The sequence below is a fragment of the Vibrio sp. ECSMB14106 genome (assembly GCF_000972265.1).
GTDB classification, from domain to species: Bacteria; Pseudomonadota; Gammaproteobacteria; order Enterobacterales; family Vibrionaceae; genus Vibrio; species Vibrio kanaloae.
This window is the reverse complement of the sequence record NZ_LAUM01000047.1, coordinates 1-22,173: the sequence shown is the minus strand read 5'-3', so window position 1 is coordinate 22,173 and position 22,173 is coordinate 1. Positions and strand designations below refer to the sequence as shown.

Here is a 22,173-nt window from a genome sequence, read left to right as displayed (position 1 = left end):
AGGTTAACCGTGAAAAATACAAAATTGATAGGTGCAGTGGCACTGCTTGCTTCGCTAGTTTCAGGTCATGCTTTAGCGGACTCTGAACAAAAGAAACTGACACTGATGTTGGATTGGTTTGTGAACCCGAACCACGGCCCAATTGTTATTGCCCAAGAGCGTGGTTACTTTGCTGACCAAGGTTTAGAGGTTGAAATCCAAGAGCCAGCCGACCCAAGCACACCAGCAAAACTGGTCGCGGCAGGTAAGGTCGATTTAGCCGTAACTTACCAACCAAGTTTAACCATGGATGTGGCAGCTGGCCTTCCTTTAGTTCGTGCATCAACCCTTATCGCGACGCCACTAAACACACTAATGGTGCTGGATAATGGCAAGAACGATTCATTAGCGGATCTGAAAGGCAAGAAGATCGGTATTGCGATTGCGGGTAACGAAGAAGCGACTATCGGCACCATGCTAGCTCAAGAAAATGTTGCGTTTACAGACGTGCAAACCATCAATGTTGGTTGGGCACTGTCATCTTCATTGGCATCGGGCAAGGTAGACGCAATCTGGGGGGGCCTACGTAATTTCGAAACCAACCAACTAGCCCTTGAAGGCTTTAAAGCCAAAGCGTTCTTCCCTGAAGAGCACGGTGTGCCAGCTTATGATGAGCTGATCTTTGTGGCTAACGCAAAGCAGCGCGATGATGAAGCGATCAAAGCGTTCAACAAAGCACTCGAACAGGCAACCACTTACATTGTGAACCATCCACAAGATTCATGGATCGAGTTTGTGGCGTATTCACCAGATACGTTGAATAACGAGCTTAACCAACGCGCATGGAACGACACGCTGACTCGCTTTGCACTTCGCCCTTCAGCAGTGGACATGAAGCGTTACGATGATTACGCGCAGTTCATGTTCGACAAAGGCATTATTAAATCACTACCAAAAACCGCTGATTACGTACCGACTTTTGACTAAGGAATCTCATGAAATACCAAGACTTAATCCAAGCCTGCCAGCAAGATTGGCAAGACTACACTGAGCATGATTTTGTTAAAACGCTGGCAAACGGCACGCTTGCTCAACCTTGTTTTCTGCATTATTTGAAGCAAGATTTTTTGTTCTTAAAACAGTATGCTCGCGCTTATGCGTTGGCAATTTACAAGGCTAAAACACTGGCTGATATGCGTCGTGCACTGCCAAGTGTTCATGCTTTATTAGATTCTGAAATCTCTCACCACGTGACTTACTGTGGTCAGTGGGGTTTAACTGAATCTGACCTAGAAAACGAACCTGAAGACTTCGGTACAGTCGCTTACACGCGCTACGTTTTAGATGCGGGTATGACGGGTGATCTGGTCGATCTTTATGCGGCACTGGCTCCGTGTTCAATTGGTTATGCCGTGATTGGTAAAGCGCTATTAGAAAGTAGTGATACTGTTTTAGAAGGCAACCCATACGCGAGCTGGCTACAGCTGTATGGTGGAGAAGAGTTCCAGTCTGGCGTTGAAACGGGCGCGGAATATTTCAATCAGCTGCTTGCTGAAATTGATATCAACAGCGAACGCGGTCAGAACATCGTTCATATCTTTAAAACGGCAACGCGTATGGAGGTGGCTTTTTGGCAGCAAGGGCTGAATGCTCTTGATAGCTCACCAGCCGTTTAAAGCGCTTTAACGAATAAGGATTTCCCCATGCTAACTGAACAAATCATTCAATCGCTTCGCGCAGTACGAGAACAAAAGCCACTGGTGGTGAACATCACCAACTACGTCGTGATGAACAATACGGCGAATGCTTTGTTGGCGATTGGTGCTTCTCCTATCATGGCGCACTCGCAACAGGAACTGGCTGAGATGATGTCATTCTCTGGCGCTTTGGTGATTAACATTGGTACGCTAGACAGTGTTTGGACGCCAAGAATGCGCTTCGCGGTTGAACAAGCGAGTGCCAACAACAAGGTGGTGGTTCTTGATCCTGTGGGTTGTGGCGCAAGTACGCTGCGTACTGAGACTTCTCGTGAAATTGCACGTTTAGCCGATAAGCTAATCATTCGTGGTAATGCGTCTGAGATCATTGCGCTAGCGGGTGAGCAAGCACAGAGCAAAGGTGTTGATGCACTAGATAGCAGTGATGCCGCATTAGACGCAGCGCAATGCTTAGTGGCTGAATACGGTGCGAATGTGGTGATTTCCGGTGAGACAGATTACGTTGTCACTAAAGATAGCGTTGTGACGTTAAACAATGGGCACCCAATGATGCCGTATGTGACAGGCATGGGTTGTACCTTAACGGCATTGACGGGCGCATTTGCTGCTGTTGGAGATGAAAGTGGTTTGGCGGCAGCGGCGGTATTAGGCGTGGTTGGTGAAATCGCAGCTGAAAACTCACGCGGTCCGGGTAGTTTACAAATGAACTTGCTCGATGAGTTGTATCAATTAGACGAAGAGACTCTGATTCAACGCTTGAAGATTCAGTAGGCTCAATCTAGTTCTAAGCTCAAAACTGATAGTTCTAAGTTAATAGCTCTTAACCAAAAAGAAAGCCCCCGACACTTATGTGCTGGGGCTTTTTATTATTGGTTCAGAACTAGGTCAGCTGTGTTAAAGCTAGTTTTGCTAGGTTCTAAATCGATTCACTTGGCTTTCTAAGTGGTGAGCAACGTCGGTTAAGTCGCTAGCGGCGCCAGAAATACTGCTGACCGACTCTTGGTTGCTTTGTGCGATGGTATTCGCACCTTGCGCGTTTTCACCCAGTGACTTGGTCAAGCAATCTTGCTCATCAACCGATACTGCAATCTGGCTGTTGGCCTGATTCAAATCTTGGATGTGTTGGTTAATCACATGCAGGTTCTGAGAGGCTTGTTGTGCCTGAGTAGAAGCATCTGAAACCGTGCTGTGGCTAACCTTAATGGATTCTAAGGCATCTTTAGCGCCACGTTGTAATGAGGTGATGAGTTCATCAATCTGGCTTGCTGAATCTTGGGTACGCTTAGCTAAGGTTCTTACTTCATCTGCTACTACTGCAAATCCACGACCTTGTTCACCCGCACGAGCAGCTTCAATAGCCGCATTCAATGCCAGTAGGTTGGTTTGCTCAGAAACGCCTTTAATTACTTCAAGAATGGCACCAATGTTTATCGACTCTTTGTGTAGGTCAGTCACTTTTTGGCTGCTGACCTGCATGCTTTCATCGGCGCTACCAATCTCATGCAGTGTTTTGTCGACCTCTTTGAGTCCCATTGCCACATTCTCGGTTGCTTGGTTAGCAACTTGAGACGCGTGGTTAGCACTTGCCGCAATTTCTGATGTGCTGGAAGCCAATTGATCAACGGCAGAAGAGATATTGATCATTTCATTGTTCAATTGTGTTGCATTGGTCGAGCTGTTGTTTGTCACCTGATTAAGTGACTCCGACATCTCACCAATACGCACGCTAGAGCGGTTCACTTGACCAACAATATCGCGCAGAGATTCAATGGTGATCTCCATATTGGTCAGCAGTTCGCCAATCTCGTCTTTGCTCTCTATGTTTACTTCAACATTCAGGTTGCCCTGAGAAAGCTCGTTGGTGATCTGTTTAACCTGCGCGATGCCTTTGGTAATAGAGCGAGTCACCAGCACGGCGCTTGTCATACCAATGACCAGAGCAACCCCCGTAAGCAAGATGATGATTTGAATAGAGCGTTTTTCACTGGCTTGCAGTACTGGCGTGAGCGCTTGCTTTTGTTGCTCGAGAATACTTTGAGCATCCGCGACTGCAATCGCTAAGCTGTCACCAATAGAGGCGAGGGTAGCGGTTCTTTGCGTGTTCTCAATCATCTGTTGATGAACCTGTTCAAAGCCTTTTGCATACGCTTCGCGCTGGTTAGAGAAGTCTTCAATCAGCTCACTTTGATACGGCGATGATTTAAGAGATTCAATATCACCTTCGATTCCTGGAAGTGAGTATTCAAAGATATCTTTACCCGCTTCATAGGTTTTGAGGTCATTGTTGTTTGAGTAACTGAGTACGGTGATCTTGGCTGCGAGGAAGTTCTCCATCAACATGCCCGCGTATAAGCTCGCGTTTGGATCGTTGTTATTGTATGACTCATACAGCAAGCTCTGAGCCGCTTTCAGTGCGTTGGTTTCTCGTTTGACCATCTCCACATTTACCAATTGGTCAATGAGGAGCTGACTCTGTTTCATTGAGCCATAAGCCGAATCAAATGCCGCAACGTTGTCCTGCACTAATTGCAAGCTCGATAAGCTATCTGTATTGGTGGTCGTTTGGATTAAGTTGCTCAGCAGTTCATCAATCGCGAGTTTGCTTGATTGATAATTCGCCTCATATTGCTCATCCAATGATTCTAAGTAGCGTTCAGAGGCCAAACGCATCTCAAGAAAGTCTACTTGAATGTTACCTGACAATGTCGCCTTGTGGCTAAGATCACTGTATTGGCTAAAGCCATTCGACAAGGTTTGAATACCTTTGTAACTCACAAAGCCTGAAATGACGAAAAAGAGCAAGCAAATGGCATAACCCAGCTTGATCTTGAGCGCTATAGAAAGGTGGCGCATAACTATCCCTATATTTACCTGATTCCTTCATCACTGAGTATTCCATAAAACAGCATTCTGGGCATGCTTGAAGTGAATGTTTTGTGTAATAAGTAATGCTTTAGTTAAAAAGTTCAGGTTTTTCGGTATGCTCTCAACGAGTTGCGTATTTGATGGCGTGTGTGTAATTGAGTTTATTAAGTATCAACTAGCATGCACATTATGCGATTTGTCGGTAAAATAGTAGAAAATCAATTTTAGAAATCAACGCCAAAGGCACGTTATGAATCCTTATAAACTCTACTTGGTAACAGACGACCAACAAGATTTAGCAACACTTAAGTTCGTGGTTGAACGAGCGGTCTCAGGTGGCGTCACTATGGTTCAAGTAAGAGAAAAGCATGGAGATGTAAGAGCTTTCATTGAGCGTGCAAAAGCCGTTAAGTCGGTTTTAGCCAGAACGGGTGTACCGCTGATTATTAATGACAGGGTGGACGTTGCATTGGCTGTGGATGCTGATGGTTTACATTTAGGGCAATCGGATATGCCTGCAGTGTTAGCTCGTCAGTTGATTGGTCCGGATAAGATTCTTGGGTTATCAATTGAAACTGAACAACAGCTACAAGAAGCCGATAGTTTGCCGATCGATTATATTGGCCTCAGCGCGCTGTTTGCTACACCGACTAAGACAAACCTAAAGAAACACTGGGGTTACGAAGGCATTCAAATGGCGTTGGATAGCACTAAGTTACCAATCGTCGGCATTGGCGGAATCAACGAATCGAACATCCCTCAGCTTACTGAAACGGGCATTCATGGGCTAGCATTGGTATCAGCGATATGTCACGCCGAAGATCCGAAAGCCGCGACAGAGTATCTGTTGTCTCTTATGAAGTGATGTTGCAAAACTAACGACAATATTAACGCGTCGAACAATCAAGGTTTAGCTTGCTTGCCATTGGTTGTACTGCAGTGAATAGCCACCGAGTTTTTCAATTAAGTTAGTGAGCACGGGTCCATTGATGTGACTTCGTGAAACTAAACAACCCACTGGCGTGAGCCAGCCACCATGTTCATGCGCCACAGGTAGAGCCACTAGCTTTCCTTTCTTAATTCCTTCCATCACCATCATTTCAGGTACATTTGCCCAGCCAACATCCTGTTCAACGAGATCAATGATGGTTCTGTGGTTGTTGGCATACCAAAGCATCGAGCTAATGCCATAGGTGAACCACAGTTCTTGCTGCTTGGAACTGCGATGCACGCATTGGCGGTAACGTTTTAAGTCGGAATCTTGCACTACGGGCATTTGGCTGAGTTCGTGCGTGGCGGAGCTGACAGTCAAAAAGCGTGCTTGGCCAAGTAAGAAGAAGTCCATATCCACCTTAAGTTCACCATCTGCATAGATGATGCCTATCTGCGCTTTTCCGCGTCTCACTAGATCTTCTACATCGAAGGTTGAGGTCGTAATAATATCGAAGTGTGTAATTGGGAACTGATCGGCTAGCGAGCTAATTATCTTGATGAAGTTTTTATCAATGATGCTCTCATCAACAGCAATGATCAGTTCGTGCTCGTCTTCCTGTGTCAGCGATTCTACTTTTTGATCGAAGTACTTTTGTTGGTCGAGAATAGACTTAGCGACAGGCAATAACGCTTTACCTGTGTTGGTCAAAACAGGGATGTTTTTCTCTCGGTTAAACAGCTCTTGGTCGATAGCGATCTCTAGGTTAGCGATTGATTGGCTAACGCCGGACTGAGCGCGTTTCAGCTTGCGTGCGGCCGCTGAGAAAGATCCACTTTCACACACAGTGACGAAGACTTTTAGTTGCTCAAAACTGTACATGGTGTCTCTCTCAATTCTAAATAGGGGGATAATATTCAGGCTATCACTATTCGTGATGGTTGTTAACTTTCTATTATTATTTACGATGACATAATCCTAGCCAATCCAACACATAGTAGATTATTTAGAGGAATGTATGAGTACGTTAGAAAGAGTATTTCACTCAGTATTATTTGAAGTTTTGGCTGTAACGCTTTCAATTATAGGCTTAGCGATATTTACCGATCATGATGTGAATGCCTTATCAGGAACCATGATAGTTGTTGCCACCATCGCGATGATTTGGAACTACTGTTTTAACCGCATTTTTGATCGCTACTTTACGGGTGAAAAATCCAAGCGTTCGCTTAAATTACGTGTTTTTCATGTCATGTTGTTCGAAGCTGGTCTGCTGGTCGCGACTATTCCAGTGATGGCTTACTTGCTTAACGTGGGGATATGGCAGGCATTTTTGATGGACATCGGCGTTACTGTCTTTATTACCATTTATGCGTTTGTATTTAACCTGACTTATGACCATGTTCGAGCATTTTGGGTGCAACGAACTGAATTGGCCCTTCGGTGAAATCTAGGTGTGACGCCTAAGGGTATGTTTTCTATATGTAACTCATTAAGTTTCCGAAATACCATGGTTAATAATGGTATGATCGAAGGTCCAGCACTATGAGTTATAAAGAATAGGAAAGAGAATGACTAACCTTACACATCATCAAGAAGATGCAATGGCTACGTTTAAGGAAAACCTACACCTTCCAAATGGTGGTTTTCATAAACTGATTATTGAGCTAAGTAAGGAATATCAGCTGCCTTTTCAAAAGGTGCGTGCCGTTTTAAAGAAGGCTCAAAAAGACGTTGAACGTCAAATCCGTGAAGATTTTTCGAGTATTGATGATACGGTACTTAGCCAAGCGAATTGGTTGAGCATCATTAAGTCAAAGCTTATCGAACTGGCGAAAGATAACCAAACGGTGATGGATAAGCTGCAACTCAATCTGAAATATCAAAAAGTGTTGTCGGCAACCAATGGTTCAATTGCAAGTGAAGACGAGCGCGATGAATTAATTGAAGAGTTGATTCAAGCTTATGAAAAAGAGGTGTTCAAGCCTTTACTGGCGATGCTGCATACAACAAAGCTGTATTGGAAACTGATGCTGGTGGATGAGACATGTAAGATGAATGAGGTGAATCGTGAGAAGTTCAGTGATTACCCTCAACACATGCAAGCTGCAGAACACTTATATAAACTTGATCAAAAGTTAAGGTCGATGCCGTTAACGCAATGATAATGACGCATTGATGGTTCAAGGTTCAATATAAGCGACTTTCAATGAAAGCACGATAACCTAGCTAGCGTGAGCCGCGTGTGAAATGCAAAAGGGCTAGGTTTCTAATTTTCTTTGTTCTGCTAGAGCGACTTGAGGGTCACATTTTGGGACTAAATATGTAATCTTTGGGAAATGCTATAGGAGTGTGAAATGTCCTAGTGTGTTTCCGTTGCCCGAAACTATTGTTCCGACGCTGTCCTGTTCATTAAACTCAAAGTCTATGAGATAACCGTTGTGTTGTAGCTTTGGCAATATGTGGCGGTGGAGTATATCGCTATTAAGTTGTCGAATCTCTGTGATCCATGACAGTTCTTCTTTTAGTAAGTCTATTTTAATTGTGAGCATTTATTACCTTTTAGTTTATTGACTGTTTTATCGCGTGATAATTGATACCAATGTGTTTGTCGTGTTGTTCTGCGTGACATAACTGTGCCTTGTGTTTATTACATTTATATTTAAGTAGTTGAACTATTTTTAATTTGCTAGAAAAAAAGCAAATAACGAATAGAACGGTAGTGGGATCGAATTTGAAAGCTATTGAATGACTATCTAGGTGAAAGCTGACGCAGAGATGGTGTAACGAGGGAATCGAGAACTGTCTATGAGGAACTTGAACTGAATTTAGCATTAACAGCTCTTTAAATCAGAGCCAGAGGACGCACTATACGCCTAGTTTTTTTAATTACAACTTTATTTTCAATTAAACCTAAAATAATCAGTACACAGAATTCCATTTATAGGGAGGTTGATGAACATAATGATGGCTGATGATTGGTTTCAAAATATGAAAGGTTTGATGCTTCACTGATTTATTTTTTAATACGATATGGTTGTTTTTGCAACGAGAATGACTGTCGTTAATGGTGCAAGTTGCTAACCGAGATAACCAGATATGAATATCCACTTTTACGCATTTGAATACAAAAGTTGTTGTGCTGCGCACTTGATGCGAATATAATTGATAACTATTATCACTTGCGTTGCTGGTTTGTTACTCATTCAATAACAAACTTTACGTTATCGTTATTTAGCTGTTGTTTACGCATCAGATTACTTATGAATCATGTGACTTTCATAAGTGAGTCGCGGTTTGTATCAACAACACAGGAAGACACATGAAAAAAATAATCAATTCAGTTCGCCAATTATTGAGCGGGCTTGCTGTTGCGTTATCATTCACGATGGTCGTTCAAGCGGAAACCGTCACCATTGAGCATGTAAAAGGTACAGCGCAGTTTACTGCAGTACCACAGCGAGTGGTGGTTCTAGGCCACGGTAGCTTAGATGTGCTTGATCAAATCGGTGTGCAGCCAGTTGGCGCGCCTCATAGCTTGCTGCCTGATTACCTAGCTTCGTACAAAGATACGACGGCAAATACAGGCTCATTAAGCGAACCTGATTTTGAAGCTATCTACATGTTGAAACCTGACATCATCATCGCGGAAAACCGCATGCTTAAGGTTTACGACAAACTGGCACAAATTGCTCCGACCATCATGTTCTCTATTGAAGGTGACAAGTACTGGGCTGATGCTCAGCAAAATTGGCGCGCACTAGGCGACATCTTTGGTAAGCAAGCTGAAGTCGAAGCGATCATTAAAGAGACTCAAGCTTCTATCACAGCAGTAAACGACAAAGTAGCGTCTGACGAAACTTCAGCAATGATGTTGATGAACAACGGTAATAATATTGCGATGTTCAACAAAGGCAGCCGGTTCTCTATCATTTTTGATGACTTTGGTTTCGTTGAATCAAAGAGTGCGGTAGTGGCCCCAATTAAAGGGAGTCACGGTAACTTAATCTCATTCGAATACATTGCTGATGCAAAACCCGAAGTGCTTTACGTTCTCGATCGTGAAAAAGCGATTGGTAAGTCAGAGGGGCGTGCACAACAGCTATTCAATAATCCATTAGTAGCCGCAACACCAGCAGCGCAAAAGGGCAATATTGTTTACCTCGATTCAAGTGCTTGGTATCTGGCGGGTGGCGGTGTAACTGCGATTCACAGAATGCTTGGTGACATTGAACGTACCATTCAATAGTAACCAATAGTTCGATTCTTGGGCTTATAAGAGCGTTCTTATAAGCCCTTTTTCACTTTCCATACGGGCTACCCGAGACCTACCTTTAGTGTTATTTCTATGTTGAAACCCATTGCAGCTGCTGTATTTCTTGTTGTGTTATGTGTGGCGTCATTGATGGTTGGGGTTGCTGAAATCAATTTTAGTGATTTCTTAAATGGCAACCAACACGCCAATTCTATTTATATTGTTAGTCGGATCCCTAGACTGTTCGCGATTGTGCTTGCCGGAGCGGGTTTGAGTGTCTCTGGCTTGATCATGCAGCAGATCGTGCAAAATAAGTTCGCCTCGCCGTCCACGATGGGTACGATTGACTGTGCCATGTTGGGGTATATCGTTGGTATACTGATGCTGGGTAACGCCGCGCAATGGAGCTACTTAGGCTTCACCTTCGCGTTTGCAGTTTTCGGTACCTTGTTATTAGTTCGTTTCTTACAACATCTTAAGTTTAAGAATGCGGTTTTGGTGCCATTAATTGGTATTATGTATGGTAACGTTGTCTCGTCTCTAACGACATTTATCGCCTACAAGTATGACTTGGTGCAAACCATGTCGGCATGGACAATGGCGAATTTTGCGAGTGTGTTACAAGGCAGCTATGAAACTCTGTACCTCGCGGTTCCTGCTTGTGTGTTGGCTTATTACTTCGCCAGCCAATTTAGTGCGGCGAGTATTGGCGAGAGCTTTGCAAAAAACATCGGTCTGAATTATCAGAAGATTGTTTTTATCGGTGTTTCTCTAGTCGCGATCTGTGCTTCTTCTGTGGTGATGATCGTCGGTGTTATTCCATTCCTTGGTCTAATCGTTCCTAACATTGTGTCTTTAATGATGGGCGATAACATGAAGAAAATTTTACCTTGGACGGCTTATTGGGGCGTGATCTTGGTGTTAGCTTGCGACTTGTTAGCTCGAGTCATCATCTTCCCTTATGAGATTCCAATCTCGATGGTAATCAGCATCTTTGGTGGCTTGATTTTTATCTACCTAATCATGAGAGACAAGTCGAATGCGTGATTCAGTAAAAATTGCGATTCTGGCCATCGCGTCTTTGTGTATGGCGGCAGTCTTTGTGGGGCAGGGACTTACGTGGGATAACTATGAGTTTTTCTTGTCTTTGCGACTACCTAAAGTGCTGTCGATTGTGTTGGCGGCTGTGGCGATCTCGGCGTCGTCACTGGTTTTCCAAACCATCACTAATAATCGAATTTTAACACCTTCAATTTTGGGCTTTGACAGTTTATACATGCTGGTTCAAACGTCTCTTTTGTTTGTGTTCGGTGGTACCAGTTTTTGGGTAATTGACGTTATCGCTAACTTTTCACTGTCTGTGGCGGTGATGATCTTGTTCTCATTTGTGTTGTTTCATTTCTATTTCAAGAGTAAACGAAACAACGTATTTACACTGTTGCTGATTGGTATTGTGTGTGGCAGCGTATTCTCGAGCCTTTCCAATTTCTTAACTATGTTGATTGATCCAAACGAATTTGCAGTGCTGCAGAATGTGATGTTCGCAAGCTTCAACAACGTAAAAGGTGAGTTGGTTTACCTTAGTATTATTCCATTGGGGTTGAGCGTGTTTGGCCTGTGGCTTCTGGCTCCCAAGCTCGATGTGCTTTGGCTTGGGGTCGATAATGCGACAAGTTTAGGTGTGAACACTAAGCGACTTACCCAAATTACGTTAATCATTGTTTCCATTATGGTGGCGATATCCACTGCTTTAGTCGGGCCTGTGCTTTTCTTTGGCTTGATCACCGTGAGTTTGGCTCGTCAGATGTTCAGCTCTTATCAACACCGCGTGCTTATCATCGCCAGCAGTTTGTTAGCAGTGGTGCTGTTGGTGTCTGGGCAATGGTTTATTGAAAAAGTGATGGCGTTTGAAACCACGGTGAGTGTGATTATTAACTTGGTTGGCGGTTTATATTTTATGTTTTTGTTGTTACGCACCAGAATTCATTAAAGGTAGTAAGTAGTGATTAAATTAACAGGTTTGAGTAAGAAGTATGGCAAATCACTCGTGGTGGATGATGCCAGTGCTATGTTCCCAAAAGGCGAAGTGACTTCTATTATTGGCCCCAATGGTGCGGGGAAAAGTACATTGCTTTCAATGGCGAGTCGCTTAACTGAAAGTGACGCTGGTGAGGTGATTATTGGTGACAAGTTACTGGCTGAATGGGATACCAAAGAGCTGGCAAAGCACCTTGCTGTCCTAAGACAGTCAAACAACATCAACATGCGATTTACGATTCGTGAGTTGGTCTGTTTTGGTCGTTTCCCTCACTCCCAAGGTCGCTTAAAAGCAGAAGATAATAAAATTGTTGATACTGCGTTAGAGCACCTCGGTATTACTGATATTCAAAACAAATACCTAGATGAGTTGAGTGGCGGTCAGCGTCAAATGGCGTTTATTGCAATGGTTGTGGCGCAAGATACCGACTATGTGTTCTTGGATGAGCCACTCAACAATCTTGATATTAAGCACTCGGTAGAAATCATGCAGACGCTTCGTCGTTTAGCGCATGAGTTTAATAAAGCGGTAGTGATCGTGATTCACGATATCAACTTTGCTTCTTGTTACTCAGATAACATTGTTGCAATGAAAAAAGGCCAAGTGGTTAAGTCGGGTAAGGTCTCTGAAGTGGTTGAAAAGTCAGTAATGGAATCGATCTACGAGATCCCGTTTGAGATTCGTGAGTTCGATGGCGTTCGCATCTGTATGTATTACTCAGGTCGATAACCTTGCTGTATCCAACCATGAAAATTGATATCACTTAAAGAACCTAGCCTTTACTTTTATGATTACCCCTCGTAACTCTTAGCATTAAAGGCTTTCGGTCAATCTACGAAACGAACGAATGACAGACACTGTGTTTGATCAACTCAATCACAGTGTTGTATCTGTGTGGTAGCTTTCTGTTTCGCTTCTGAATCAAATATAAGGTTTCTTCAACTTCTACTTTTGGAGGAACTACATACAACTTATCGCGTTCTGGAAAATGTTCCACAGCGCCCGCTGGTAAAACCGTAAACCCAAGCCCTTTTGATACAGGTAGCAAGATCTGGTGAAGCTGATTGATGTAGCCAGATCTTGGTATCTCATTAACGTTGATGTTCGCTAAGTCTTTATCTCCGCACAGGTCGAAATACAAAGACAAATAGTGTGCAGAATCTGGATGGGCAATCAGGCCTATGTCATGAAGTACTTGCGGCGTTATCTCTAAATCAGCAAGACTGTGATGGACGATAAGACACAAGGCTTCTTTGCCAATGACTTGGCTTTGGTAATAACTGTCGTTGGGCGAGTGTCTAACGATGCCGATGTCAGTCGTGCCTTGGAGCAAATCATTTAATATCTTTTGGTTTGGCGCAGCTTCTAGGTGAATGCTTAATTCTCGATGTTGTTGCTGCAATTCAAGAAGCTTTGGATAAAGGCGCAGAGATAAAGAGCCAGAGCACGAAAGGTTACATTGTCCTGAATACGGGTTGTCAAAACTCAGAGACTCAAAAAGGTCTTCTTGGTCTTTCTCTAGTTTAAGCGCATAACGATACATAATCCGGCCTTGTTCGGTCAGTTCGAAGCTCTTATTTTCTCTCGATAACAAGTCACAGTGACAAGCTTGCTCAAGCTTTTTGATGTGTTGGCTAACGCCAGGCTGCGTCATATACAGCTTTTCTGCGGTTTGGGTGAAATGACCAACTTCAACCAGAGTTTTAAATGTATTGAGCCAAAGTGGATTAATCATACTCACCTTTTATTCCATAATAACAAAAAATTATTATTATCTTTAATTATGATAATTTCAAATCTAGCGCCTAAACTAGCGTCAATCAAAACTGAAGTGATAGGGAATTTCTGAGAATCAGCGGTTAGTTGACTTCGTGGAGTATCTTATGAGTAACAAAGTGTTGCGACTTTGTTGGATTTTTGGTCTATTGATCAACTGTGCTCATATTTAGGAACGAAGATGAATAGAAATGTTTGGCTGCTCTCACTGTGTCAGGCCTTATTGATGACAGGTAACATATTACTGATTTCGGTGATTGGCTTGATAGGCAAACAGATTGCGCCTAGTGTCAGCATGATTACTTTGCCGGTTGCGCTGCAGTTTTTGGGTTTAATGGCTGCCACTATTCCAGCGTCTTTAATTTCAGGAAAGTTAGGACGAAAACGAGGCTTTAGTATTGGTAATGTAGTCGGTATTACCGGAGCAAGCCTCGCAACTTACGCGTTATCTCAGCAACATTTCTATTTGTTTTGCCTCGCCACATTTTTACTTGGAGTTGGGATCGGTTTTGGTACGCTTTATCGCTTCGCTGCAATTGAAGTGTGTGACGAAAATGCACGGCATCGTGCGATTTCAATATCAATGGCTGGTGGCGTTCTCGCCGCTGTATTGGGGCCTAACTTAGCGATCATGTCTCAGCAATGGTCAGCAGATGGTTTGTATATCGGTGCTTTTGCGTCGTTGATCGGCCTAAACATATTAGCTTTAGCGTTGTTACAAACAATTCAGTTTCCCAAAGTCTCTTTTAATAGCCAAGCACCAAAAGCCGATCCCCTCAGTGTGATCATTAAAGCGCCGAACTTTATTGGTGCCGTGTTTGCTGCGATGGTTGCTTATGCCGTAATGAATATTTTGATGACCGCAACACCATTGGCGATGATCGGCTGTGGCTTTGACTTTACTAAGGCCGCTGGTGTGATTGAGTGGCACGTGTTGGGTATGTTTGTGCCGGCATTCTTTACGGGTTCCCTTATCGAGAAGTTTGGATCACGTATGATGATCCTTGTTGGTGGTGTTCTATTTGTGGTGAGTATTGCCATCAATATCCATGGTGTATCGATTTGGCACTTTAGGGCGGCTTTGGTTGTGCTTGGCGTGGGTTGGAACTTTATGTTCATCGCCGCAACGGGTTTGTTTAGCCAATCTTATGAGTCGCAGAACAAAGCCAAGGCTCAAGCATTTAACGAGTTTGTTGTATTTGGTTGTGTCACTGTCACCGCGCTATTATCCGGCTGGTTAGAATCGACCGCGGGCTGGCAAAACCTAAATATTTACGTACTCCCGTTCGTGTTAGCGGTGATTATGATGTTTGCGTTTAGTGCTCGAAAATCTCACATTCATAAACAATCTGTGTAAGAGGGGGTCAGGTTGTTGGCTAGAAAGTCTTTCACCTTGACGCCGCTTTTCTGCCTCGCATGTAAACAAAAGGTTCATCGCGGCTTTCTGCGGAAAGCCGTGATGAACCTTAAGTAATCATAAATAAACCTTAGATAATAATGGATAAGTCTTAGGTAATAACGATTTATAAATCGACTAGGATTGTTTTTGTTACTGTGGCGCCTTGGTCATCGATTATCTTTAGCGTTACTTCATGCTTTCCGTATGAAGGGAAGATAGAAGTGAAGGTGCGACCTCGTTTTACTTTTCCATTTGGAAGCGTCCATTCGGTATCAACAATACGGCCATCGCTGTCTGAACTTGTAGACCACATGGTTACCCAGCGTCCCAAGTGGATGTACTTCGCACTTGCTTCCGGTAGGGCGTTCGGAGATTCAACACTCACTATAGAACTGAACGAATCAGTGGCGCCTTTGTCGTCGACAACAGTCAAGCTCACCGTGTAATCACCGGCTTGCTCGTAAGACCAAGTTGGTGCCATTTCGTTGCTTGTTGCACCGTTACCAAAGTCCCATAGGTAACTGGAGATCTCACCGTCTTGATCAGAGCTGGAGTTATGTGCAGAAACGTTCAGGCCAGTAACATTGAGCTCGAAGCTCGCAGTAGGTGTGACGTTGTGTTGGCTTACTTTAGATAAGCGCACCACACCGTATTCATTGTTGTCACTCTGATTCACAATATCAACGGCTAAGCCAAATTCAGTCAAAATACGTCCTGAATCAGGTGCTTGTGGAGACGAATAATCTTGGTCGTCAGAGAAGCTAGCATTGCCAAGCAAACTGGTATCTTCAAGTACATCATTGTCACTGTTCACAAGACGCATTGGAGTATGATCTTTGAGAGAAAACGCAGCATCACGAACTTGGTAACGAGTTTGAGCGACTTCACCGGATTTCTCCCAAGTCATGGCATTTTGGTCTGCGTCTACGACACCTAACCAACCTTCGCCTGGGTGCTTACCTACCCAGTTATCAGTTAGCGACTCGTCTACGTACCAAATGATCAAGCCCGGATCGAATGAGATCAGTTGACCCATACGTTTAATGTTGGCTAGACCTTCATCAACATCCATGTGGCTGCGCCATTGCAGCAGGTAGTAGTGTTGTGCTTGGAGGAATCCATTACTCAGCTTGTAGCCATTAAGAGCGAAGGTTGAGTTGCTTTCAGCATCGTCTATTGATGTCACTTCACCATCCACGACTACACTGAGGTTATCCAGATAGAAGCCTTCCATTGCCAAGCCACCATCGGTGATGTACTCAAACGAAAGCTCTACTTCTTGGCCTGCCCATTGTGAAACATCGAATTCAGCATCAATCCAACCGCCAGACTCGCCGCCAATAGCAGGTACGAGACCTGTATTGTATGGGTCGTCCATTGAGGTAATGTTACCTGCGATGGCTTGTCCATTAATGAGTACGCGCGCAAAGTCGTAATCTTTTTCAATCTCATACCAAGTTTTGAACGAAAGCAGAGCAGAATCACCAGCTGGAATCACCAACTTGCGAGTCATGCTGTTTTTCAGGTCATCACCTTTTTGAGAGTGGAACGAATACTCACCAGCAAACGGTTTTAAACCTTCGATCTGTTTTTCTGGAAGATCCACTTTAATCATGTTCGGACGGCTGTTATCCGTCGTTTGGAACAGCGTATAAACTTGTGGGTTGTCTTCAAGGTCATCAATCGAGATTTGATCATCGTTAATCCAACGACCACCAATCGATTTTTGAAGGAAGTGCTTTGCCCAAGAACTGAATGCCGTTGGTTGTGTGCCACCAATTTTGCCAGCCCAGCTACCCGAAGACATGATTGACCAATAAGAGACAGGTTCACCCTTGCCTGTGTATTGAGTGTCGTATTCGTCTGGTAGACCCAAATCGTGGCCATATTCATGGGCACAAACACCAGCTGCCGCATCAATCGGTTGAATAGTGTAATCAAATGCCGCGTATTGGCCACCAAAGCGGTCAGGAAGCGAGCTAGAGGTACCTTCAAGCACATGTGTACGACCAAGGTTGAATCGGTGAGACCAAATCGCATCAGGACCTAATACGCCACCACCGGCTTCTTCGCCAACAGATGCGTGAAATACCATCAGGTGATCAATCACGCCATCGGGTTCACGGAAGTTTCCGTCACCGTCGTAATCGTAGCGATCTTCGATATCGTAATCGGCTAGGTTGATACTAGGATCCTGAGCCAGTTGATTCAGCGCTTCGCGAACCAATTCTTGTGCGTTGAGATCGTTGTCGGTCGTCGGGGAGTTACCACCATAGAAAGATGCAGGTTTCGAGGCGCGATACCAACCTGCGGCTTGACCTGCAACGCTGTAACTATCACCTGATTCGCTTTGGTAATACTGACGCATAGAGATTAGGTTTTCGCCATTTGGCCCTGTGTAGCCAGAATTTGAAAACAGCAATTCTTGATAATGCTCAGGGTTGTAGCTCTCGTACAACATCTGAGTGTGTTCTTCGGTCAGCTTGTTGTCATCCCAGTTCAAATCAGGGAAGTCGACCAGTAGAGCGAGCACCTTGTCTGTACGCTTGGTGTCGACTTCTAAAGCAAAGACGCTTGCTTTGTTAACGCCAGATCCTTTTTCTATGGCTTTGAGTATTTTTGCTCGTTGCTCAAGCGCTTTTTTGCCGAATTGTGCATCGCCCTTAAAACCGGAATTGATCTTATTTTTCAAGTAACGGTCAAGCGCATCCTGCTTTGCCACATCGGTTGTATCTTGGTCGACTAAGCCTTGTCTAATTAGCATTTCAATGAGTTTGTCTTCATTAACAACACCTAAATCAATCGGTGTTTTAGCATAACTGCTGACGCTAAACAGAGTAAGCATTGCTGAGGCCAACAATGTTTTTCTCATTATCTTCATTACATTTCCTTTTTTGTATTTCCATGTCGATATCAGAATCAACTTGCCTTATTCGGAACGGTTGTCCGAGTTTGGCTTAATACACTCTTTTGGTGTTTTAGGTATCTGACGTTTATTAGTTGATTTGTTTTTATTAACTAACTTGTTGGTATCCGCTACCTCATTTATATTGCCTGTTTCTTGTCTTTTTTTTGAATCAAACTGACGGCTTTTCATTTGCTTCGCGTTGAGATAGATACGTAAAGCTTCATGATTGTCCTCGTAGGTTAAGCCAGGACAAATAACACCTCGTTCAATCAATGACTTAAGCAACAGTTCATCATTCTCAATGGTGGAAGCCTGTGACAGTGAGGAAAAAAGTAGAACGATTAAAGCCATTGTTTTGTGTGACATTTTATATCAAGCCATCAGTTTTGATTATGTAACAAAATATATTTATAAAATTAGCCGATCAAACAGATAATCATTACAAGTTATTATTCGTTCCGATTTCAACATTAATAGTTAATATCAAATAGTGACTGTTATTTATTTTATTGTCAGTTATTTAGTGGGGTTGGATGCATTAATAGTTGATAGTTTTAATTTTTAATAATAGTGCCGAAGAGATAAATATTATTCTGGAGAGCGCTTTGTGCAAGGTTTGGTATTATAATTGATCGATCAAGTTTTTTATTGTCGATGTTTAAAAAATGCATGTAATAATTGAGTGTTTAATAAATACCTAGGTTGAAAATTATTTCTCCTCAAATATCAATAATTAGGGTATTGAGAGTGATTTTTAGTGTTTCAATGACGTGAAATATTAACAATAGCGGAGGTGATAGGAGCCCCAATTCGTAAAAAAGAGCCCGTATTTGAGCTCTTTTTCTATTATTTTCGTTGGTGATTTACTTATGATTGAGAGACATCTCGATAAAAGTAACGCTCGCAAGTACTTGGATTTATGCGCTTAATGATGTTGGATATTAAAGCGATAACCAGCACTGAGAATACTAACCTTCCCCAAAATATGGTGTAGAAGTCGGCTCCAATAAGCATGATCAACAACGTGTCTTCAATCAAACTGTGGAGCATGTTGAGCAGCATGATTGCGGTGAATACATCCCTCGCGGAGATATGTCCCTTTTTAGCTTCATTGATCAATAAGCCGCCGCCAAACGAAAGACCAAGCGTGATTCCGATGATCGTTAGGTTGGTTGCATCCTTGCTGATTCCTAGCAGCCTCAAGAATGGTCTTAACAATATTGCCATGAGCTTTTCAATGCCGAGAATCTTTAAAACTTTGAGTAGCAGTAATAGAGCTGAAATCACCATGAAGATAACGGCAAAGCTCTTGAGCTGTTCAATAGCCCAACCCAAATAGCTTGTGTCTCCTGATACTTCCGGCTGCCAAAGCACCGTTGCTGGGTAGTTGAGCAAATCTCCGTATTGATAGCTAAGGTTGAGTAGCCATGCCAACACTAAGCTACCACCGACTCGTACCGACAGCGTAGCCAGCCAGTTCACGCCTGCCTTTTTGGCTATTGCTCCCTCAATCGGCAGTGAGTGGGCGAGAAGCATCATGCTGCCTAAAACTGAGGCTTGAGCAACCGTTAATGGAGCATCGGAATTGATCAAAATAATCAGCCCCGCATAGATGTTAGTGAGTATGGTGGTTGCCCATACTAAGCCCATCTCTTTCGGTAAGCCGACGCTTTCCATTATTGGGCTCAGCCATTCGCTAAGAATCACGATGCCGCCAAGTTCTTCAACGACCTTTATCAGGATGATAATTGGAATCATGATTCGGAAAAGAGTCGAGGTGACATCGAAAATCTCTCTAAGGAGTTCTTTAAAAAATTGATAGGTTGATTTCATAGTTACGACCATGGTTCGATTGTTTGGTATGAGAAGATCTTACCGTGATTGTTGTGATTTAGATTTCTAAATTGACCTTTAAAGTTGCGATAGATTTTTTAATTATCGTAGTATTAAAAATTATAAGTCAAAAATTTATTGGTTTAAGAAATTATGGTGATTGACCGTATAGATAGAAGCATTCTGGTTGAACTACAAAAGAACAACCGAATCCCTAATCAGACATTGGCTGAGCTGGTTGGGTTATCACCGCCTGCTTGCTTAAAGCGAGTGAAACGGCTGAGAGAAGAGGGCGTGATTGTCGGTGATGTGTCCATCATTAATCCAGAACTGACAGGCAGTAAGATGACTTTGGTCGTATCTGTGGAAATGGAGCGTGACCGAGGGGATATTTACCAAATCTTTCGCCACTCTATTTCAAAGGCAGAAGAGGTCACGCAGTGCTATCAGATATCAGGCAGCTTTGATTTCATGTTGATTGTGACGGTCAAAGACATTCAAGCCTACGAAGGCTTTGTGGAGCGAGTACTACGCAAAGATCTGAATATTCGTAAATTCCATACCTCTGTCTCAATGAAAACCGTGAAATTTACCACTGCAGTAAACTTAGATGAGTCATGACTGTTAGCTTGAGAAGATATGTGAAGCTATTAGCTTTGTGAGGTACTTAGCTAATATTTGTATAAATAGTAGGCATTTACACAAAATGTGACGTTCACATTTTGTCATAACTTTAATAATTGTATATATTCCTCGCCTAAAATAATAATTAACCTAAGTTAATATAATGACTGTCAGCTCATCTACTCAATCTCGTGAAACACTTCTCAGCGAAAACGAACAACTTGTCTCTACCACTGACTTAAAAGGCGTGATTACGTACAGTAATGATGCTTTTTGTCGCATCGCGGAATACAGCCAACAAGAATTGCTAGGGCAACACCACAATATCGTAAGGCATAACGATATGCCGAAAGCCGCCTTTGCTGATATGTGGGTTAACCTAAAGCAAGGTAAAGCTTGGCGTGGCATCGTAAAAAACAAAACTAAATCCGGTGGGTTTTATTGGGTCGATGCTTACGTAACTCCAATTTACGACAATGGTAAGGTGAGTGGCTACCAGTCTGTTCGTGTTAAGCCCAAGAATGAATGGATACAAGTTGCAGACAAGGCTTATCAAAGCCTGTTGAAGGCTGAAAAGTCGGGTCGTCAATGGTCATTAAAGATCAGTGACAGTGTTCGTTACGCGGTTTTGTTAGGCTCTTTGACTGCGCCTCTGATTTCAAATCTCATTGAAGTAGGGCAAGTATCCCAATGGCTTCTTAGCTTGCTGCCTGTTTCAGCATTAGCGTTGCTTTTCCGACAAGAGCTGATAGATACTCCACTGCAGTTGAAAAAGCTGCAATCGAAATTCGATAGTGTCAGTCGCCTTGTCTATTCAGGTAATAGTCAGTTCTCTGTTGCCGATTTTCACTTGAAACTATTGTCTGCAAGAATTCGCACCGTATTAGGTCGTATGACAGACTCTGCCAAGCCGTTACAAGATTTGGCTGACAACTTGAATGCCACGTCATTTGAAGTATCAGAAGCTTTAGATCAACAAACAAAAGACATTCTTCAAGTACGAGAGGCGACAGAAGAGGTTGAAGTCACCGCCAATGAGGTCTCTTCTCGCACTGAAGAAGCGCATCAGATTGTTGATGTGACTTTGCAAACCTGTGCTGGTGCTAAAGAGAGTATTAATCAAACTCATCAAAACTTAGAGAGCCTAGCTTCTCAGGCTGAAAAGGCGACTCAAACGACTTACCAACTGAGCGATCAAGCGCAGAGCGTAAGCAAGATAATGGAAGAGATTGGTGGAATCGCCGAACAAACCAACTTGTTGGCCCTTAACGCTGCGATTGAAGCGGCCAGAGCGGGCGAGCAAGGACGAGGTTTTGCTGTCGTTGCCGACGAAGTGCGCGCGTTGTCGGGTCGAACCTCAAAGGCTACGGTTCAGATCAAAGAGAGCATCGATACCATGCTAACGACGATTGAAGGGTGGCAAAAAGATATTCTGGCGAACCGAGAGCAAACGGACGCGTGTGGTGATGTTGCGAAGGTAAGTGCAGAGCGCTTGTCGGAAGTCGAAAACCTAATGCAATCCATGAATGAACTCATGCAGTCTGTTGAAAATTCTGCACATAAACAACGTGAGCTGTCGAGTGAGGTCAATCTACACATGCAGTCTATCGCCTCGACAGCAGAGCAAAACTTGGTTGCCACGCATTCAGTGAAAGACCACTCCACAGAGCTAAAAGAACAAGTCAATGAGTTCTACCAACTGGCGAAGCGTTTCGAAGATAAATAGCCGTTAGATTGAAACCCGAATGAGAAATCAGTGACAAAAAAAGCCCCGCATTTTCATGCGGGGCTTTCTGTATGCATCAACCCATTTAAGGGTGAGACTATGTATTCAAGATTAAGCTAGA

General features: G+C 43.3%; 20 protein-coding genes. 13 read left to right on the top strand and 7 right to left on the bottom strand.

Going from position 1 to position 22,173, the window contains the following annotated elements; genetic code table 11:
• The first annotated feature begins 9 nt into the window (after positions 1–9).
• Genes WR49_RS19915 through thiM form a run of 3 tightly spaced genes read left to right on the top strand, consistent with a single transcriptional unit; the run spans position 10 to position 2,468 of the window.
• Positions 10–966, top strand: coding sequence for an ABC transporter substrate-binding protein (locus WR49_RS19915; protein ID WP_046225173.1), 957 nt, complete (start codon positions 10–12; stop codon positions 964–966).
• 8 nt (positions 967–974) lie between these two features.
• On the top strand, positions 975–1,655 hold the full coding sequence (gene tenA, locus WR49_RS19910; RefSeq protein WP_046225172.1) for a thiaminase II: 681 nt from the start codon (positions 975–977) through the stop codon (positions 1,653–1,655).
• Positions 1,656–1,682: 27 nt separating this feature from the next.
• Positions 1,683–2,468: a hydroxyethylthiazole kinase gene (gene thiM, locus WR49_RS19905; RefSeq protein WP_017058093.1), complete on the top strand. Its 786-nt coding sequence runs from the start codon at positions 1,683–1,685 to the stop codon at positions 2,466–2,468.
• A 138-nt stretch (positions 2,469–2,606) separates the two neighbouring features.
• Here the strand turns inward: thiM and WR49_RS19900 are convergent, their stop codons facing one another.
• A complete protein-coding gene (locus WR49_RS19900; protein WP_046225171.1) occupies positions 2,607–4,550 on the bottom strand; it encodes a methyl-accepting chemotaxis protein in 1,944 nt (647 codons plus the stop codon).
• A gap of 262 nt (positions 4,551–4,812) precedes the next feature.
• On the opposite strand from WR49_RS19900, the gene thiE reads away from it, so the two are divergent.
• Positions 4,813–5,427 (top strand): thiamine phosphate synthase, encoded by a 615-nt coding sequence (thiE, locus tag WR49_RS19895; RefSeq protein WP_046225170.1) that lies wholly within the window; start codon positions 4,813–4,815, stop codon positions 5,425–5,427.
• A gap of 45 nt (positions 5,428–5,472) precedes the next feature.
• Here thiE and WR49_RS19890 read toward each other — a convergent pair whose 3' ends face one another.
• Complete coding sequence (locus tag WR49_RS19890; protein ID WP_017058096.1) at positions 5,473–6,375, bottom strand: LysR family transcriptional regulator; 903 nt, start codon at positions 6,373–6,375, stop codon at positions 5,473–5,475.
• A 136-nt stretch (positions 6,376–6,511) separates the two neighbouring features.
• Between WR49_RS19890 and WR49_RS19885 the strand changes: the two genes are divergently transcribed.
• Together WR49_RS19885 and WR49_RS19880 are read left to right on the top strand one after the other, a co-directional pair.
• Positions 6,512–6,940, top strand: a complete 429-nt coding sequence (locus WR49_RS19885; protein ID WP_017058097.1) for a PACE efflux transporter — start codon at positions 6,512–6,514, stop codon at positions 6,938–6,940.
• A 124-nt stretch (positions 6,941–7,064) separates the two neighbouring features.
• Positions 7,065–7,658 carry a hypothetical protein gene (locus WR49_RS19880; protein WP_017058098.1) on the top strand — a complete coding sequence of 198 codons (594 nt, stop codon included), beginning with the start codon at positions 7,065–7,067 and terminating at the stop codon, positions 7,656–7,658.
• A gap of 177 nt (positions 7,659–7,835) precedes the next feature.
• Here WR49_RS19880 and WR49_RS19875 read toward each other — a convergent pair whose 3' ends face one another.
• Positions 7,836–8,045 carry a hypothetical protein gene (locus tag WR49_RS19875; RefSeq protein ID WP_046225169.1) on the bottom strand — a complete coding sequence of 70 codons (210 nt, stop codon included), beginning with the start codon at positions 8,043–8,045 and terminating at the stop codon, positions 7,836–7,838.
• Between the two features lie 770 nt (positions 8,046–8,815).
• Here WR49_RS19875 and WR49_RS19870 point away from each other — a divergent pair.
• From WR49_RS19870 to WR49_RS19855, 4 genes are all read left to right on the top strand, one after another.
• Positions 8,816–9,742, top strand: a complete 927-nt coding sequence (locus tag WR49_RS19870) for a siderophore ABC transporter substrate-binding protein (RefSeq protein ID WP_017058100.1) — start codon at positions 8,816–8,818, stop codon at positions 9,740–9,742.
• 99 nt (positions 9,743–9,841) lie between these two features.
• Positions 9,842–10,795 (top strand): ABC transporter permease, encoded by a 954-nt coding sequence (locus tag WR49_RS19865; RefSeq protein ID WP_017058101.1) that lies wholly within the window; start codon positions 9,842–9,844, stop codon positions 10,793–10,795.
• On the top strand, positions 10,788–11,738 hold the full coding sequence (locus tag WR49_RS19860; RefSeq protein WP_046225168.1) for an iron chelate uptake ABC transporter family permease subunit: 951 nt from the start codon (positions 10,788–10,790) through the stop codon (positions 11,736–11,738). The genes WR49_RS19865 and WR49_RS19860 overlap by 8 nt, the downstream gene beginning before the upstream one ends.
• Before the next feature lie 12 nt (positions 11,739–11,750).
• Positions 11,751–12,515 carry an iron ABC transporter ATP-binding protein gene (locus WR49_RS19855; protein WP_017058103.1) on the top strand — a complete coding sequence of 255 codons (765 nt, stop codon included), beginning with the start codon at positions 11,751–11,753 and terminating at the stop codon, positions 12,513–12,515.
• 103 nt (positions 12,516–12,618) lie between these two features.
• Here the strand turns inward: WR49_RS19855 and WR49_RS19850 are convergent, their stop codons facing one another.
• Positions 12,619–13,521, bottom strand: coding sequence for a LysR family transcriptional regulator (locus tag WR49_RS19850; RefSeq protein WP_046225167.1), 903 nt, complete (start codon positions 13,519–13,521; stop codon positions 12,619–12,621).
• 222 nt (positions 13,522–13,743) lie between these two features.
• Between WR49_RS19850 and WR49_RS19845 the strand changes: the two genes are divergently transcribed.
• Entirely contained in the window at positions 13,744–14,919 is a 1,176-nt protein-coding gene (locus tag WR49_RS19845; RefSeq protein WP_046225166.1) for an MFS transporter, read from the top strand.
• Between the two features lie 166 nt (positions 14,920–15,085).
• Here WR49_RS19845 and WR49_RS19840 read toward each other — a convergent pair whose 3' ends face one another.
• The 3 genes from WR49_RS19840 to WR49_RS19830 form a co-directional block, all read right to left on the bottom strand.
• Entirely contained in the window at positions 15,086–17,842 is a 2,757-nt protein-coding gene (locus WR49_RS19840) for an immune inhibitor A domain-containing protein (RefSeq protein WP_046225165.1), read from the bottom strand.
• A 48-nt stretch (positions 17,843–17,890) separates the two neighbouring features.
• On the bottom strand, positions 17,891–18,235 hold the full coding sequence (locus WR49_RS19835; RefSeq protein ID WP_017058107.1) for a hypothetical protein: 345 nt from the start codon (positions 18,233–18,235) through the stop codon (positions 17,891–17,893).
• Between the two features lie 501 nt (positions 18,236–18,736).
• On the bottom strand, positions 18,737–19,702 hold the full coding sequence (locus tag WR49_RS19830) for a hypothetical protein (RefSeq protein ID WP_017058108.1): 966 nt from the start codon (positions 19,700–19,702) through the stop codon (positions 18,737–18,739).
• Between the two features lie 153 nt (positions 19,703–19,855).
• On the opposite strand from WR49_RS19830, the gene WR49_RS19825 reads away from it, so the two are divergent.
• Positions 19,856–20,323, top strand: coding sequence for an Lrp/AsnC family transcriptional regulator (locus WR49_RS19825; RefSeq protein WP_017058109.1), 468 nt, complete (start codon positions 19,856–19,858; stop codon positions 20,321–20,323).
• Between the two features lie 166 nt (positions 20,324–20,489).
• Positions 20,490–22,052: a methyl-accepting chemotaxis protein gene (locus WR49_RS19820; protein WP_046225164.1), complete on the top strand. Its 1,563-nt coding sequence runs from the start codon at positions 20,490–20,492 to the stop codon at positions 22,050–22,052.
• The last annotated feature ends 121 nt before the right edge of the window (positions 22,053–22,173 follow it).